Source organism: Huijunlia imazamoxiresistens, from assembly GCF_037132455.1.
GTDB classification, from domain to species: domain Bacteria; phylum Bacteroidota; class Bacteroidia; order Chitinophagales; family Chitinophagaceae; genus Flavisolibacter; species Flavisolibacter imazamoxiresistens.
On sequence record NZ_JBBBEI010000028.1, the window covers coordinates 33,140 to 48,354 of the forward strand.

13 protein-coding genes are annotated in these 15,215 nt (G+C 54.9%); 6 read left to right on the forward strand and 7 right to left on the reverse strand.

The genetic code is table 11. From position 1 onward, the window contains the following. Positions 1 to 24: 24 nt before the first annotated feature. The 6 genes from V9K67_RS22850 to V9K67_RS22875 form a co-directional block, all read right to left on the reverse strand. Positions 25 to 3,387, reverse strand: coding sequence for a SusC/RagA family TonB-linked outer membrane protein (locus V9K67_RS22850; protein ID WP_336726635.1), 3,363 nt, complete (start codon positions 3,385 to 3,387; stop codon positions 25 to 27). Between the two features lie 680 nt (positions 3,388 to 4,067). After that, on the reverse strand, positions 4,068 to 4,769 hold the full coding sequence (locus V9K67_RS22855) for a DUF3826 domain-containing protein (RefSeq protein WP_336726637.1): 702 nt from the start codon (positions 4,767 to 4,769) through the stop codon (positions 4,068 to 4,070). Positions 4,770 to 5,008: 239 nt separating this feature from the next. Continuing rightward, positions 5,009 to 5,443 (reverse strand): GlcG/HbpS family heme-binding protein, encoded by a 435-nt coding sequence (locus tag V9K67_RS22860; protein ID WP_336726639.1) that lies wholly within the window; start codon positions 5,441 to 5,443, stop codon positions 5,009 to 5,011. Between the two features lie 59 nt (positions 5,444 to 5,502). After that, complete coding sequence (locus V9K67_RS22865; protein ID WP_336726641.1) at positions 5,503 to 5,817, reverse strand: chaperone modulator CbpM; 315 nt, start codon at positions 5,815 to 5,817, stop codon at positions 5,503 to 5,505. Between the two features lie 61 nt (positions 5,818 to 5,878). After that, positions 5,879 to 6,775 carry a DnaJ C-terminal domain-containing protein gene (locus V9K67_RS22870; protein WP_336726644.1) on the reverse strand — a complete coding sequence of 299 codons (897 nt, stop codon included), beginning with the start codon at positions 6,773 to 6,775 and terminating at the stop codon, positions 5,879 to 5,881. Positions 6,776 to 6,857: 82 nt separating this feature from the next. Continuing rightward, a complete protein-coding gene (locus V9K67_RS22875; RefSeq protein ID WP_336726647.1) occupies positions 6,858 to 7,652 on the reverse strand; it encodes an SDR family NAD(P)-dependent oxidoreductase in 795 nt (264 codons plus the stop codon). A gap of 105 nt (positions 7,653 to 7,757) precedes the next feature. On the opposite strand from V9K67_RS22875, the gene V9K67_RS22880 reads away from it, so the two are divergent. Both V9K67_RS22880 and V9K67_RS22885 read left to right on the forward strand, forming a co-directional pair. After that, positions 7,758 to 8,795: a flavin reductase family protein gene (locus V9K67_RS22880; RefSeq protein WP_336726648.1), complete on the forward strand. Its 1,038-nt coding sequence runs from the start codon at positions 7,758 to 7,760 to the stop codon at positions 8,793 to 8,795. A gap of 475 nt (positions 8,796 to 9,270) precedes the next feature. After that, positions 9,271 to 10,839: a hypothetical protein gene (locus V9K67_RS22885; RefSeq protein ID WP_336726650.1), complete on the forward strand. Its 1,569-nt coding sequence runs from the start codon at positions 9,271 to 9,273 to the stop codon at positions 10,837 to 10,839. 118 nt (positions 10,840 to 10,957) lie between these two features. Here V9K67_RS22885 and V9K67_RS22890 read toward each other — a convergent pair whose 3' ends face one another. Further along, a complete protein-coding gene (locus tag V9K67_RS22890; protein ID WP_336726653.1) occupies positions 10,958 to 11,392 on the reverse strand; it encodes a DUF2141 domain-containing protein in 435 nt (144 codons plus the stop codon). A gap of 121 nt (positions 11,393 to 11,513) precedes the next feature. On the opposite strand from V9K67_RS22890, the gene V9K67_RS22895 reads away from it, so the two are divergent. The 4 genes from V9K67_RS22895 (at position 11,514) to V9K67_RS22910 (ending at position 15,059) form a co-directional block, all read left to right on the forward strand. Continuing rightward, entirely contained in the window at positions 11,514 to 12,665 is a 1,152-nt protein-coding gene (locus V9K67_RS22895; RefSeq protein WP_336726655.1) for an adenylyltransferase/cytidyltransferase family protein, read from the forward strand. 214 nt (positions 12,666 to 12,879) lie between these two features. Further along, on the forward strand, positions 12,880 to 13,083 hold the full coding sequence (locus V9K67_RS22900; RefSeq protein WP_336726656.1) for a hypothetical protein: 204 nt from the start codon (positions 12,880 to 12,882) through the stop codon (positions 13,081 to 13,083). A 184-nt stretch (positions 13,084 to 13,267) separates the two neighbouring features. Beyond that, a complete protein-coding gene (locus V9K67_RS22905) occupies positions 13,268 to 14,257 on the forward strand; it encodes a Gfo/Idh/MocA family protein (protein ID WP_336726658.1) in 990 nt (329 codons plus the stop codon). Between the two features lie 361 nt (positions 14,258 to 14,618). Next, the gene (locus tag V9K67_RS22910; RefSeq protein WP_336726660.1) at positions 14,619 to 15,059 is read left to right on the forward strand and encodes a hypothetical protein; all 441 of its coding nucleotides are present in this window, start codon (positions 14,619 to 14,621) and stop codon (positions 15,057 to 15,059) included. Positions 15,060 to 15,215: the final 156 nt, after the last annotated feature.

Here is a 15,215-nt window from a genome sequence, read left to right on the forward strand (position 1 = left end):
AATAGAACGATGGATTTTGATTGATTAGAAAGTGACGTTTACACCCAGTGCCCAGGTACGCAGTGTCGGATAGTCCACATCGGGAGCATCATACATGGAACGGTACTTTTTCGGGTAGGGGTTGTAAAAATCCCACAGGTTGAAGCCCGACAGGGAGAAGCGAACGCCTTCGGTATGCAGTCTCCGGGAGAGGTCTTTGGGCAGGGAATAACCAACGGTCATGCTGCGCACATAGCTGCGGAAGGAAGAAACTTTCCAGAAATCCGAAGGGGTACCGTTCTGATCAAAGTAATACAGGTTCGGGTATTTGCCGTTCGGGTTGTCGGTGCTGTCGTACATATCGTTCATGAACACCTCGTGCGACCAGAACATGTTGGAGGAGCTGGTGCCCTGCTTGATATAATCCAGGCTGTTCCAACCACCCCAGGAAGTAGCGATCTGGGCGTTAACGGTGATGCCTTTCCAGGAAACGCTCAGGTTGGTGTTGGCGCCGTAGCTCCTGTTTTCTTTCAGCAATTGTACATAATCCTCGCCGGTCTTTTCAATTCTACCGTTCTGTCCGCCGATGGTTTTGTTTGCAGCATTCAGCGGTCCGCCTTTATCCTGGTAGACAAGCATACCTTTTTTCAGGCTGTTCTTGTTGGTGATACCCAGGAAGGAAGGTGTAGTTCCTGCCTTGGTTGCCAGGTCGGTCAGGTAAGCCCAGTAGGAATCGATATCTGCGTCGGTCCGCAGCATGCCGTCGCCGGCAGAAGTGTTTTTCCAGGTTTCAAAGCCCCAGTAAGGGTAAATGCTGGAAGACTGTCCTTCCATACGCAGGTTGGCGGAAGGGAAGTTAAAGGGAAGCTCGAAGTACTTGGTCACCTTGTTGTTGCCGGTGCCGAAGTTCATGCCGATGCTGTAATCCACTTGTCCTACGCGGTCTTTCCAGTTGGCGCTCAGTTCGGTACCCCAGGCTTTCACGGCGCTGAAGTTCTGTTCGGAGAAAGCGCCACCTACGCTGATGGGCATGCCGATCATACCGGCCATAGGCGTCAGGATGTTGGAAATATTGTCGCGGTAGTGGTCCACGCTCAGCGACAGGCGGTTCTTCAGGAACGAGGCATCGATACCGAAGGTGCGCTTCAGGGACTTGTCCCAGGTAGCGGCCCTGTTCGGGGCGGGGTCAGGAGTGACACCGGCCACCAGGGTGCCGCCATTGGCGCCGAATCCGAGGCCCTTGTCGGCAGCATAGGAGTACATCTGTGTCCAGCGCCAGGGTTTTACGTTATCGTTACCGGTCAAACCTACCGAAGCCCGCAGCTTCAGGTTGTCAACGAAGCGAACGTTATCGCGGAAAAAGTTTTCTTTCGAAATTACCCAGCCGGCGGAAAGGCTCGGGAAAGTGCCCCAGTAGTTCTCGGGAGCGAATTTGGTAGAGGCATCGGAGCGCAGCAGGAACGACAGCAGGTATTTACTGTTGTAGTTGTAGTTGATGCGACCCAAGTACGACAGGGTACCACCTTCCATACGGCTTACATAAGAGTTGGAAGTGTTCAGGGTACCGGCCGTGGTGGAGGCGCCGTTATAGGCGTTGGCCAGGGGGTTGTCGTAGATTACGTATTTCTTCTGCCAGTCCTGCTCGGCACGTTCCACGGAGGCCAGGGCAGAGATGCTGTGCAGGCCGATGGTCTTGTCGTAGGTGGCAAAGAAGTTCATCTGCTCGGACTTGCCTACGGCGTCGGAATACGATACGCGGGCGCCCTGTTTGTTTTCAGCAACAATATAGTTGGAGCCGGTGCCATACAGGTGTTTGCCTGCCTGGTTGTTGGTGAGGGCCAGGGCCAGCATTTGCGGCATGGACACCTGGTCGGAATTCTCCAGCATATAGTTAAGACCGTACGTTCCTTTCAATGATAAGCCTTTTACAAACGGCACATCATACTGAAGTGAAAAGTTGGTGTTGTAGGAGAAGTTCTCGGAAGAAGTTTTCGAACCGTTGTTCAGCATGGCGAAGTAGTTCCAGCCGGCCATGTTGTTTTGTCCCGCAGGGGTAGTCAAAGCGCGGTTGGGCGCCAGGGCGGGAGAAACGAATTGCTGTACCCCATTCACCGTGGTGGTCCAGGGAATGTACTGGGGCATGTGGCTTAAGATGAGGTAGTCGTTTTGTTCCGATTGCTTGCCGTAGCTGCCGTCGTTGATACCGGTGAGCTTGGTAAAGGACTTTTCCAGGGTAAAGTTGTTGGCAGAAAGCGTAGCGCTCAGTTTCAGGTTGTTCGCCACTTTCACATCGGTACCGGTACGGAAGGTCCAGCGGTTGTAATCCTGCTCGCCCAGGTTGGCGCTTTGGGTAAAGTAAGTGGCGCCGGCAAAGTAGGTAGCCCTGTCCGAACCGCCGCTAACGTTCAGCGAATGCTGCATGCCACCGGCGGGTTTCCAGGCTTCTTTGCGCCAGTCGTAGTTGAGGGTTTTCATCGTGTCCAGCTCGGCATCGCTGAAGAATTGCTCCTTCTGCCAGCCGGCGGCACGGCCGAAACGGTTGGCGAACACGCCATACTCGTAGGCGTTCATGGTTTTCACATGACCTACGGCGTCGTTATACTCGAATTTACCGGAATAAGAAATTTTCGGAGGACCGGTTTTGCCTTTCTTCGTTTTCACGATGATGGCGCCCTGGGCGGCACGGGAGCCGTAAATGGCGGCGGTACCGTCCCGCAGCACTGTAATGCTTTCCACTTCGGTGGGATCCAGCAGGTTGAACTGCTCCATCGAGGGAAGACCGGTGCTGGGATCCACCTGGATCACATCATCAATTACAATCAGGGGGTTGGGGCTGCTGGCGTCCTTACCCCAGCCGAAGGTCTGGCGGATGCTCAGCGAGGCGTTCACACCGGGGCGGGAGTTACCACCGGAAACGTTCAAACCGGGAACCTGTCCGGCCAGCGCTTCTGTAAGCGTGCGCACCGGCATGTCTTCCAGTTTCTTGGGATCAACGGCCACTACGGAACCGGTAACATCCGATTTCTTCTGGCTGCCGTAGCCCACTACCACCACATCTGTAAGGGTGGTTTCAGCGCTCTTCAGCTGAATTTGAAAAGTTGATTTTCCGGCAATGCTTACTTCCTTCCGCTCCATGCCCACAAAGGAGAACACCAGAGTAGAAGCGCCGGTAGGTACGTTGATGGAGAAGGCACCCTCTGCATTCGTTACCGCGGAGGTAGACAATCCTTTCACCTGCACGGTCACACCAGCCAGGGGTTCGCCCTTGTCATTGGTCACCTTACCGGAGATCGGGTCATTCTTGAAATACTCTCTGAGAAAGGCAGGGTCGCTGTCGGAGCGGGGAGTAGCCAGGGTAGGCACTGAAATAATCAGCGATACTCCTACGGCAAGCAATAATTGCTTCATAAGCATTGACTTTATTAATCGTTGAATGTGATAGAAAAGCTGGTTTTAGCAAGCATTTTTGAAGTAAAACCGGGAGCATAAAAGTAGAATGGTTCCGTAGGCTGAACAATGACATGTTTTACTGCATTGATGGAACATTTTACTATTTTCACTCCCAGCATACGTATGATTATTTTCTATATCCAAATTAATCAATTCAACAGGACCTGGTAAAACAACTCCGTAGAATCCTAAAATAGGCAGGTGAAAAAGGTGAAAAGACAGGTGAATTCCGACACAGATGAGCTCTGATCTACATATTAATGTTTAAACAAGAATTGGGAAAATTACTTGGAACCCAAAGGAATAAAATTTTAAGGCCTTTCTTTTCAAAAAAAGAAGGCGCTTTTTTTAATTGTCCGGCAAATCCCCACCGGCAATTATCCCTTTCCTGGGCCAGGAACCGGCACCAGAACCACAAAAAGGGTGACCTGGCAAACAATGGACTATTTTGTTCTTTTTAACCGCTTCGCCGCCTAGGGCAGGCCGTATACCTGAAGAATTGCCGCACATGGCTGCTCCTATTAATTATATGCCACCTCCGCCTTAGTACTGAAAACAAAAATGCACCCCTTGAAAAGGAGTGCACTTGTTGCTTTTTTATAAGAAATCGTAAATCGAAGAGACTACTTCAGTGGACCTTAATGAGCGGCTTTGGCAGCCCGGGCGGCGTCTTCGCGCTCTTTCAGCTTTTTCTCCCAAACGGCACGGGCGGTCTTGGTATCATAACCGGCAGCCGACAGCATATTATTGATCTTACCCTTGTACTTACCGAACCAGGCGTGCTTTTTATCGGAGGATTCGGCGTCCATGGCATGTTCGCGGGCTTCCACCAGCCAGGCCATGATCTGCTGCTTGTGCTCCTCCTTCATTTCCGGCAGCATCTCCACATAGCCACGGTAGGTAATGGGAACGACGCCATAGGTCATGCCATCTTTTACCTTCGTTACCTGGTCTTCGTTGAGCTTCTTCTTCAGGGCGGACAGGTATTTTTTATGTTGCTTGTCCAGCTTTGCATTGGCTTCGTCCTCGTATCCCTTGATCTTCGCTTCCAGGGCGGCCTTTTCCAAACCCTCTGCCTTGGCGGCTTTAATCTTTTCGTTCCGGGCATCGTGGATCTCGCTCAGCGACCAGTACTGGTCCACCATGATGCTGCGCACCTTCTTGTAGGTAGAAGAGTCGGTAATGCCCAGGGTAGCCACGATCTTGTCGGCCCGGGGGGTTACCACCTTAACGTAAGCAGCTTCTTTTTCTTTTTTGGACTGGGGCGCCTGTGCAACGGCCGGTGCGGCAAAGGCAAACATCAGGACGGCGGCAAAACCGTAAACCTTCGTTAGTTTCATGCTCGGAGGGGGTTTTTAGGAGGTGTGAAGGTAGAACGGTTGCCTGTTACGAAAAATGCAATGTTTTACTGATGTGCTGGAATATTTTACTACGCTTGAGCAGTTTACGAGTTTACGGGTTTACGAGTTTACGAATTGGCGTAACTCCGGAAGCAGCAGCCTGAAGGACCGTCAAACTACAAAAGTCTTAAAGACTTTTGTAGTTTCTTCCGGACGGGCGCCAGCAACTCGTAAACTTCCTAAATCGCCTCCACTCCCGCTTGCGCGACAATATGGTCGTTTTCGACCGTGCTGCCGGAGACGCCGATGGCACCGATGATCGCGTCGCCGGGGCCTTTGATGGGAATGCCGCCGGGGAAAGTGATGAGCCCGCCATTGGAGTGCTCGATGTTGAAGAGGAAGCCGCCGGGCTGTGAAAGCTGGCCGATGTCGCCGGTGGGCATATCGAAGTAGCGGGCCGTGCGGGCTTTGCGCATCGCGATGTCGATAGAGCCCAGCCAGGCGCCGTCCATGCGGGCAAAGGCGGTCAGGTTGGCGCCGGCATCCACCACGGCAATGTTCATTTTAACGCCCAGGTCCCTTGATTTATTTACCGCCGCCTGTACGGCGGCCTGCGCCTGTTCCAGGCTGATGTTGGCGCCCTGGGATTTCCGTTCCTGCTGAGTTGATTCCATTGGTTGTTTTTTTAAGGTGAATGATGGGTTGTTGCTTATTGCCAATTGCCTATTGCTGATTACCTGTTGCCCGTTGGCAATTCTTCCCCGTATACGTGCAGGCGGTTTTGCAGCAGGTTCAGGCGGCGCTGCATCGTCCGGATCCTTCCCAGGAGGCGGGAAATGACCTCGATCCCTTCGAGGTTGATGTCCATGTCGTAGTGGAAGTGAATGTACCGCTCCACCTCCAGCAACTGCTCGGGATGCAGAAAGCACCTGTCCTCCACCGTTACGATCTCTACCAGGCCGTAATCCTGCAGGGACCGGATAAAGGCGTATTCTATATTGTATTGAGCGCAAAGCGCATCCGCCGGTATCAATTGTTCATTTTCCATTTGAATTGCGTTTGGAATGTTTCGGATGAAGTTGCGGAAGGGCGGTTCCAGGGGAACCGCCTCAGGTTCCCGACTTTGCCAGCTCCCGGAACAGCTCTTTCTGCCGCTCGGTAAGCTGGGTAGGGATCTTTACCTTGTAGGTAACGTACAGGTCGCCGAACTGGCCTTCGGATTTATAGACGGGAAAGCCCTTGCCTTTCAGGCGGATTTTGGCCCCGTTCTGGGTTTCGGGGGGCACTTTCAGCTTTACCTTGCCGCCCAGGGTATCAATGGTAATATCTCCGCCCAGCACCGCCGTGTACAGGTCGAGTTCCACGGTCAGGTGCAGGTCGTTACCCGTGCGCCGGAAGGAAGGGTCGTCGGCCAGGACAAAGGTGATAAAGAGGTCGCCATCGGGACCGCCGTTGACGCCGGGGCCGCCATGGCCTTTGAGCCGCACCACCTGCCCGTGCTCCACGCCGGCATGGATGGTCAGGCGGATGTTCTTGCCGTTGACGGTAATGGTGCGCTGGTGGGTATGGTAGGCCTCGCGAAGGGTCAGCTGCAGTTCGGCATTGTAGTCCTGGCCCCGGAACCGCGTAGGCCCTTTGCGTTCCTGGCGGCCGAAAAGGGATTCAAAAAAATCGGAAAATTCCCCGCCGCCTTCTCCCCAACCGGAAAAGCCTTCGCTGCCGCTAAAGCCGCCAAAGCCGCCGGCCCCCTGCGACTGCCGGGCTTGTTCATATTGATCGGCATGCTTCCAGTTTTCGCCGTACTGGTCATATTTTTTGCGTTTCTCGGGGTCGCTGAGCACTTCGTTGGCTTCGTTGATCTGCTGAAACTGTCGGTGTGCTTCCTTGTCGTCGGGATTGAGGTCGGGATGGTACTTGCGGGCCAGCTTGCGGTAGGCCTTCTTGATCTGATCTTCCGTCGCATGCTTCTCCAATCCCAGGATTTTATAGTAGTCGACAAAAGCCATGTTTGCGAGATTTGTAGGGTGAATTTAAGAAATGTAAAAGGGAGATTGTAACATCTGAATTTCACAACCTCCATTTTACATTTTAAAAAGCCGACTTCACCACGCCGCCGTCCACACGTAAAGCGGCGCCGTTGATGGCCGAGGCCAGCGGACTGGCTACGAAGGTCACCAGGCTGGCTACCTCCTCCACGGAGGCAAAGCGCTGCAGCAGCGAGCTGGGGCGTGCCGTGCGAAAAAAGTCTTTTTCGGCCTGGTCGGGCGATACGTTCCGGGCTTTCGCCAGGCTGGTGACAAAGTCGCCCACACCCTCGGAACGGGTAGGGCCGGGCAGCACGGAATTGACCGTAACGGCCGTGCCCTTGGTCAACTCGGCCAGACCGCGGCTAACGGCCAACTGGGCCGTCTTGGTCATGCCGTAATGGATCATTTCTTCGGGGATATTGATGGCCGATTCGCTGGAGATAAAAATGATGCGCCCCCAGCCGGCCCCGAGCATCAGGGGCAGGTAATGGCGCGACAGCCGTACCCCGCTCAGCACGTTGACCTCGTAAAACCGCCACCACTCCTCGTCGCTGATGTCGGTAAAGGCCTTAGGCTCGAAGATGCCCACATTGTTGACCAGGATATCGACCTTGGGCAACTGCCGCAGCAGATCACCCACGTCCCGGGCCTTTGAAAAATCAGCGGCCACGCCCGACACCGCGGCCCCGGGCAGCTCGGCCTTTAATCGATCGACGGCCTGCTGGACCCGGTCGGTACTGCGCCCGTTGAGCCAGACCCGTACGCCCTCCTGCGCCAGCATTCGGGCGATAGCAAAGCCGATACCGACCGTGGAGCCGGTCACCAGGGCGGTCTTTCCGTTGAGTTGTGTATCCATTTTTAAGAAATTTACAAGTTTACTTGTTTACAAGTTTACGAGTTCTTCACTGCTCGCAAACAACTCGTAAACTCGTAAACTTGTAAACTCGTAAACCCCAAGGATATGGATGCCTCAAACCTGTACACGACACTTACGATAAGCAGCATTAAAGAGGAAGCCCGGGACGTAAAGATTTTTGAATTGGAAGGAGGGCCACGCTCCTACCAGGCGGGGCAGTACCTGACCTTCGTGTACCGGGACGGGCCGTCCGAAGTGCGCCGCTCCTATTCCCTGGTATCGGCCCCGGCGCTGGGCGAGCCGCCGGCGGTGGGCATCAAGCGGGTGGAAAACGGGGTGTTTTCGCGTCCCCTGGTGGACCATGCCCGCCCGGGCGACCAGCTCCTGACCACCGGGGCGGGCGGCTTTTTTGTCCTGCCCCACGACCGGCAGTCGGTGGACCAGGTATTCTTCCTGGCCGCTGGCATCGGCATCACCCCCATTTACGCGCTGCTGAAAACCGCCCTGCACGACTGGCCGGGGCTGCAGGTGGTGCTGATCTACAGCAACGCCTCCCCTGCCGTCACCGTCTTTTACCGGCAGCTGCAGGAGCTGGCCGCCGCCTTTCCCGGGCGCCTTCAGGTGGAATTTCTCTTCAGCAATGCCCCCGACCTGTACCGGGCACACCTGCATGCCGACCTGCTGGTGGCTTTGTGGAAGCAGTACAGCACCGCACCTCCTGCCCGGCAGCTGTTTTATACCTGCGGCCCGGTCAACTACATGCGGATGTGCACCTACACCCTGCAGCGCGAAGGCATCCCGGAAGCCCACATCCGCCGCGAGAACTTTTTTCCCCGGAAGGCCGTACAGCGGCTCCTGCCTCCTGATACCGACCCCCACGGGGTCACCATTTACTGGAAACAGGAAAAAATCCTGGTGCCGGTACAGTACCCGGATACGATTCTGCAGGCTGCCAAAAAGCAGGGCATCGCACTGCCCTACAGCTGCGAATCGGGCGTTTGCGGTAATTGCGCCGCCCGCTGCATTCAGGGGCAGGTATGGCTGTCGCACAACGAAGTGCTGACCGATAAAGAGCGGGCGGAGGGAATGATACTGACCTGCACGGGGCATGCCGTTGGAGGGGACGTTGTTTTGATAGTTTAGTTTACGAGTTTACGGGTTTACAAGTTTACGAGTTGCTGACGCCGGTAACGAACTCGTAAACTCGTAAACTTATTTTAGGATTTCTTTAGTAAAAACGGGGGCCTTACAGAGGAGGAACAGGAAATTTAATTTTTTAGTTGGCAGGTCAAAACATATCTTGCAGGCCATAAAAGAAAAAAGCCCCGAGTAGAAACAAGGGGCGACTAACGATTGCTTGCCATATGAAAAAGTTGAGAGAAATCTTGTAGTGCGAACAGCTTTCAACAGGAATAAGTGCCGACGATTGTAACCATACCCGATTGCTTGCCTTATCTACTCATTCCGAGGATCCAAAAGTAGGATGAGGCACTTTCCCCTTAAAACCAAAAAAACCGGAAAGTCATTACGCCAAAAGAAACCGCTTTTTGTTAAAGCCCTTACCGGGCTTGGGTTTCATGAGGTTCAAGCTATTATGTCCAACAGATATTCAGATACGTTGTTTCAATTGGTTCATTCGCTGGAAAAATCCGAAAAGCGCCATTTCAAGCTGTACATCAAACGGAGTTCGGCCAAGGAAGACCTGAAGATCGTGCAGCTGTTCGATGCCCTCGATAAGATGCACGACTACGACGAAAAGGTGCTCCTGAAAAAACTGCCGGGAACGGAAAAACCCCAGCTCTCCAACCTGAAGACCCACCTGTACCGGGAGGTCCTGGCCTCGCTGCGCCTGCTGAAAAGCACGGGCAACGTGGACCTGGAACTGAACGAACAACTGGACTATGCCCGGATTCTTTACTACAAAGGCCTGTACAACCAAAGCCAGAAGATCCTGGACAAGGTAAAGGAACTGGCCCACGAATACAGCCAGGACACCGTGCTGATGCAGGTGATCTCCCTGGAAAAGAAAATCGAGATCCTGCACTCCACCCGCGGCATGCAGGACCGGACCGAACGACTGATGGCGGAAGCCAACGAAGTGCACGAACGGCGCCAGGTGATCACCCAACTCTCCAACCTGGCCCTGCAGATGTACAGCTGGTTCGTGAAGAACGGCCATGCCCGCAACCAGAAGGACGAGGCCGGCGTTACCCAATACTTCCAGGAACACTTTCCCAAAGACGCGGACCGCCACAACGGCTTTTACGAAAAGCTGTACCTCTATCAAAGTTATTTCTGGTTTGCCTTTATCCGGCAGGATTATCTCAACTCCTACCGCTACGCCCAGAAGTGGACCGACCTGTTCCGCGAAAAGCCCGTGATGGTGGATATGGAAGCAGGCCACTACATCAAAGGCATGCACAACCTGCTGAACGCCCACTTCAACCTGCGCAACTACCGCGGCTTTGAAACGGTGCTGAAAGAGTTCGAGGGCTTTGCCGAATCGGACCTCATCCGCCACCACGACAACTTCCGGGTGCAGACCTTCGAATACATCCAGAGCGCCAAGCTGAAACTGCATTTTATGCTGGGCACCTTCAAGGAAGGCGTCAAGCTGGTCCCCTCCATCGAGGAACAGCTGCAGGAGCACTCCATGTTCCTGGACAAGCACCGCCTGCTGGTGTTCAACTACAAAATAGCCACCCTTTATTTCGGAAGCGGCGACTACGATACCGCCATTGATTACCTGCAGCGCATCATCAACGAAAACGTGGAGATGCGCAACGACCTGCAATGCTATGCGCGGCTGCTGCACCTGATGTCGCATTACGAGCTGGGCAACGATTCCATCATGGAGTCGCTGATCAAATCGGTATACCGCTTCATGGCGAAGATGGAAAAGCTGACCATCGTGGAAGAAGAGATCTTCCGCTTTGTACGCTCCACCTTCCACCTGTCGCGGCACAAGCTGCAACACGAATTCGAGCAGTTCCTGCAAAAGATCAAGCAGCTGAACACCAACCGCTACGAAGCCCGTTCCTTCGGCTACCTCGACATCATTTCCTGGGTGGAAAGCAAGGTGCTGAAAAAGCCCATGAGCCAGGTGATCCAGGAAAAATACCTGCAAAGCCGCCGGAAGCTGGAAACGGGCCCTAAGCCCGCCCCCGCCCCCTTGCTGGCGAAATGACCGGAAAAGGAAATCAGGGCAGCGCTGCCTTTTGTTGTTGCAGATTGTATATAAGGAAAAGCCGTCCCGTCTCCCCCTGGGAGAGACGGGACGGCTTTTTTATGCCCGGGCAAGCCGGCTACAGGCCGATATTGCGGATCCGGATCTCCAGCCGGACCGTAGCGGTGCCGGCCACGTCGAAAGCATTTTCCTTAAAGCCCGGAGCCGCGGCGAAGGGCAACTGGTTGCGGGAGGCGCCATACCCTTCGCGGGGAATGCCCAAAAAGTTTTTGTCCATCCGGTTGTTGTTGTTGGCGTCGTGGAACAGGGCCAGGGCGTAACGCCCATCCGGCAGGTTTTCAAACTGCACCGTGGCTTCCCGCCCGGCCACCGCCACCTGCACGCACCGGAACGGATCCGTTCCCTTGGCGTAGGAAGCCTCGCTGGTGAACAGGCAGGCCCTGCATACCCCTTTGTCGCTGGCAAAGCCCGTAACGCGGGCCGCCACCCTTCCCTGGGCCCGGGAGGCTGCCCCGGAGAGGATCATTATCAGCAGCAGGATCATTCTTACCATAAGCTATTTATTTGTACCCCATCATAGGAAATTCCGTACCAGCACGATTTTCAATCCTTTACCTTTATCTTTGCGCCTGCCAAACAATTGCATTAACAGGCTTTTGCCCTACTTCACTATTATGAGTTACCCTAAAAGAGTAATGGTTTCCGGATGTTTTGACATGCTGCACAGCGGCCACATCGCCTTTTTGAAAGAAGCGTCCACCTATGGACAAGTCCATGCCTGCATCGGCAACGACGAGAATGTGTACCGCCTGAAAGGCCGCTACCCGGTTACCTCACAGGAGGAGCGGAAATACATGATCGACGCCCTGGCCTGTGTGACGGCCTGCCACATCAACAAAGGATTTGGCCTTATCGACTTTACCCAGGAGCTGGACGAGATCCGGCCCGATATATTCGTGGTGAATGAAGACGGCGCCTCCCCGGCCAAGGCCGAACTGTGCCGGCAGCGGAATATCGAGTACAAAATACTGCAACGCATTCCCCACGAGAACCTGCCACCCCGCTCCACCACCAACCTGCGGACCGAATGCCTCATTCCCTTCCGGATTGACCTGGCCGGGGGCTGGCTCGATCAACCGTTCGTGTCGCAGCACCACCCGGGGCCGGTACTGACCATTTCGCTGGAACCTACCCTGGAGTTCAACCACCGCAGCGGCATGGCCTCCAGCACCCGCAACAAGGCCATTGAGCTGTGGCGCCACGCCATTCCTTCCGGGGACCGCCAAAAGCTGGCGAAGATCCTCTTCACCTACGAAAACCCGCCCGGCACCAAAGAGGTGGCCGGCTCGCAGGACGCCCTGGGCATCGTACTGCCCGGCCTGAACCGGCTGGACTACAACGGCCATTACTGGCCCGAGGCGATCACTTCGGTGGACGACAACGACCTCCTCGACTGGCTGGAAGACCACCTGTACCTGGTGATGCTGGGACCCCGCGTATCGGACTATTCGGTACTGGAAGCCACCCGGGTTTCCGCCGAAGGCGCCCGCCGGCTGGCCCAAGCGGCCGACAACTGCTGGAACGCCCTGTTGCAAAAGGATGCCGCCGCCGTCGGCCGGTATTTTACCGAATCCTTCGAAGCACAGGTGGCCATGTTTCCGCATATGGTCACCCCCGAGATCCGGCAGCACATTCAGCTGTATGCTGCCGACACCCTGGGCTGGAAACTGAGCGGCGCCGGTGGAGGTGGTTACCTCATCTTCATCTCTGAAAAACCCGTCAAAGACGCCATCCGCGTGAAGATCCGCCGCAAAGACGGAATCTAGGGATTTCGGATTTGGGATTTCGGATTCCTTGATAGCAGAAAATGTTTTATAGTTTTGAATGCCTCCGGATTCCGGGGGCATTTTTTATTTTATTCCGAATGCCGGATGCCTGCTGCAGGAAAAGACACTTTCTGCTATCAAGGGGATCCGAAATCCGACATCCGAAATCCCCTGAATGGCAACATTCTTGCCCCAGTTTCCAAAACGTTTCATCATGAGAGACAACAGAAAAACAGGCACCCGTCTGGCCAACCAGACCGGCAGCCAGAGCGGAAACCCGAGGAACCAGGAAGCGCAGCGCGAGCAGGAGGAAAAAGGAACCGTCAGCAGCAACAAGAATGAAAAACACCGGAGCAACCCCGCCTCCCGCGACCAGGACGTGGCAGGTGAAGGGCGGAACAAAAACCGCAACCGCTGATAAAAGTGCCCATACGGTCAACGGGGACAAGGAAGGGTTATCCCCTCTTTGTCCCCGTTGCTGCTTTTCTTCCCAACAAAACGCATGAGTTAGCCCTTTTTTATATTAGCTTTAAGCTGTTAATCACCCCGCATTGTATTCGGGCGGGGAGGATCACCCTGTACCGGAAAAATTGATATGGTTCATGAAGAAAATACGTTGGGGCGTGCTCAGCACCGCGAAAATCGGAAGAGAGAAAGTTATCCCTGCCATGCAGCACAGCCAGTTTGGCGAGGTGACGGCCATTGCATCGCGGGACCCTGAGCTGGGCCGGGCCGTCGCCTCCAGCCTCTCCATTCCCAAAGCCTACGACAGCTACGAGGAGCTGCTGCTGGATGACGACATCGATGCCGTTTACATTCCCCTGCCCAACCACATGCACATTCCCTGGACCATCAAGGCGCTGGAGGCCGGCAAGCACGTGCTCTGCGAAAAGCCCATCGCCCTGTCGCCCGAGGACGGCGAACACCTGCTGAAGGTGGCCCGCCAGAAGCCGCACCTGAAGGTGATGGAAGCCTTTATGTACCGCTACCACCCCCAATGGCAGCAGGCCGGCAGCCTGGTAGCCTCCGGCTGCATCGGCGAGCTGAAGACCATCCAGTCGTTCTTTGCCTATTACAACGTGGATCCCCAGAACATCCGCAACCAGAAGGAACTGGGCGGCGGCGGCATGATGGACATCGGCTGCTATTGCGTATCGCTCTCCCGGATGCTGTTCGGCAAGGAGCCCGTGCGGGTCTTCGGCATGATGAACGTGGACCCCGTTCTGGGCACCGACCGCCAGGCATCGGGCATCCTCGACTTCGTTACCGGCACCTCCACCTTTACCTGCTCCACCCAGCTGACGCCCTTCCAGCGGGTGAATATCCTGGGCACCACCGGCCGCATCGAGATCGAGATCCCCTTCAACGCGCCCCCCGACCAGGTTACCCGGATCTGGCTGCATACCGCCGCCGGGGCCGAGGAATTTATTTTCGATCCCGTGGACCAATACACCCTGCAGGGCGACGCTTTTTCCAAGTCCATCCTGGACGATACCCCCGTCCCCATGCCCCTGAAAGACGCCATCAACAACATGCGGGTCATCGAGGCCGTGTTCCAGAGCTCGCAAAGCGAAACCTGGGTGGAAGTATAACCCCCTCACTGAATTTTTTTCCAAAGGCCGGTCCGGTCCGAATGCTGCTTGCATCCGGACCGGACCGGCCTTTTGCCTTTTACCGCCTTAAATGGCCGTTGGGCATTATAGATGCACCTCCGCCAAATGCAGGCAGGGCAAGGGTTCCGGCTTTTTAAAGCCTGTTTTACGATGCAAAATGGAGAAAGAAGTTGATTTCCAGGCCCCGAAGGGGCGGTTTACTTTTGTTGCATCGCCGGGAGCAAAGGCGCAGAAACGCCTCCCCCATCCGGATCCCGGCCTGCTACGACTCCTGCCTGCCCGCTTTCGATTGTACTGCCTGTTGCTTACCTGTGAAGTTTTTTTCACCAAAAGAAAGGATATGAAAAAAGTATTAATGACCCTCGTGCTGACCCTGATTGTGATCACTGCTTCTTTCCGTGCGCAGGTAGGCCACCTGATCAAACCGGCGGCCGGCAACAGCAAAGAAATCAACATCTCCATCAAACCGGCAGGCGATTACCAGGCCCGCGTGTATGCCAAGGCCCGGGCACAGGTGAATGTCGAACTGATCAAAGTGAATAAAAAGAATACCGAGGTGATCTGGGAAAATCAATACCCCGACGTAAAGCTGAACCAGCTGGAAACGATGGGGGCTTCCCTCGACCAGACCGTGCGGGTCGACAGCCTGCGCAAGCGCAAGGAAAAGCTGTATGCCCGTTATACCATCACCTACAAGTCCGGCAAAAGCGTGCTGAAGGTGGAACAAAGCAAGGCCCTGCGCACCGACAGCCCCAGTGATGAACTGTGCATCAACCTGTAAGGAAAGAAAATTTTTCGGTCGCAACCAATGCCCTGCAGAAGAAGTCCCGGTGTTCCCGGGACTTTTTTCATGGTACCCAGCGGGCAGAATTTTTCGGGCGGGCGTCACCGGTAGGTTGCCGGCAGGGCAAAAAAATAGCGGTCCTGGTGCGGGCCG

Excerpts from the sequence above, each read along its gene's own strand:
- V9K67_RS22865 (WP_336726641.1), bottom strand. The coding sequence starts at position 5,817 with ATGGAAAATGAACAATTGATACCGGCGGATGCGCTTTGCGCTCAATAC.
- V9K67_RS22855 (WP_336726637.1), bottom strand. The coding sequence starts at position 4,769 with ATGAAACTAACGAAGGTTTACGGTTTTGCCGCCGTCCTGATGTTTGCC.
- V9K67_RS22860 (WP_336726639.1), bottom strand. The coding sequence starts at position 5,443 with ATGGAATCAACTCAGCAGGAACGGAAATCCCAGGGCGCCAACATCAGC.
- V9K67_RS22875 (WP_336726647.1), bottom strand. The coding sequence starts at position 7,652 with ATGGATACACAACTCAACGGAAAGACCGCCCTGGTGACCGGCTCCACG.
- V9K67_RS22870 (WP_336726644.1), bottom strand. The coding sequence starts at position 6,775 with ATGGCTTTTGTCGACTACTATAAAATCCTGGGATTGGAGAAGCATGCG.
- V9K67_RS22905 (WP_336726658.1), top strand. The coding sequence starts at position 13,268 with ATGAAGAAAATACGTTGGGGCGTGCTCAGCACCGCGAAAATCGGAAGA.
- V9K67_RS22880 (WP_336726648.1), top strand. The coding sequence starts at position 7,758 with ATGGATGCCTCAAACCTGTACACGACACTTACGATAAGCAGCATTAAA.
- V9K67_RS22850 (WP_336726635.1), bottom strand. The coding sequence starts at position 3,387 with ATGAAGCAATTATTGCTTGCCGTAGGAGTATCGCTGATTATTTCAGTG.
- V9K67_RS22910 (WP_336726660.1), top strand. The coding sequence starts at position 14,619 with ATGAAAAAAGTATTAATGACCCTCGTGCTGACCCTGATTGTGATCACT.
- V9K67_RS22900 (WP_336726656.1), top strand. The coding sequence starts at position 12,880 with ATGAGAGACAACAGAAAAACAGGCACCCGTCTGGCCAACCAGACCGGC.
- V9K67_RS22895 (WP_336726655.1), top strand. The coding sequence starts at position 11,514 with ATGAGTTACCCTAAAAGAGTAATGGTTTCCGGATGTTTTGACATGCTG.
- V9K67_RS22890 (WP_336726653.1), bottom strand. The coding sequence starts at position 11,392 with ATGGTAAGAATGATCCTGCTGCTGATAATGATCCTCTCCGGGGCAGCC.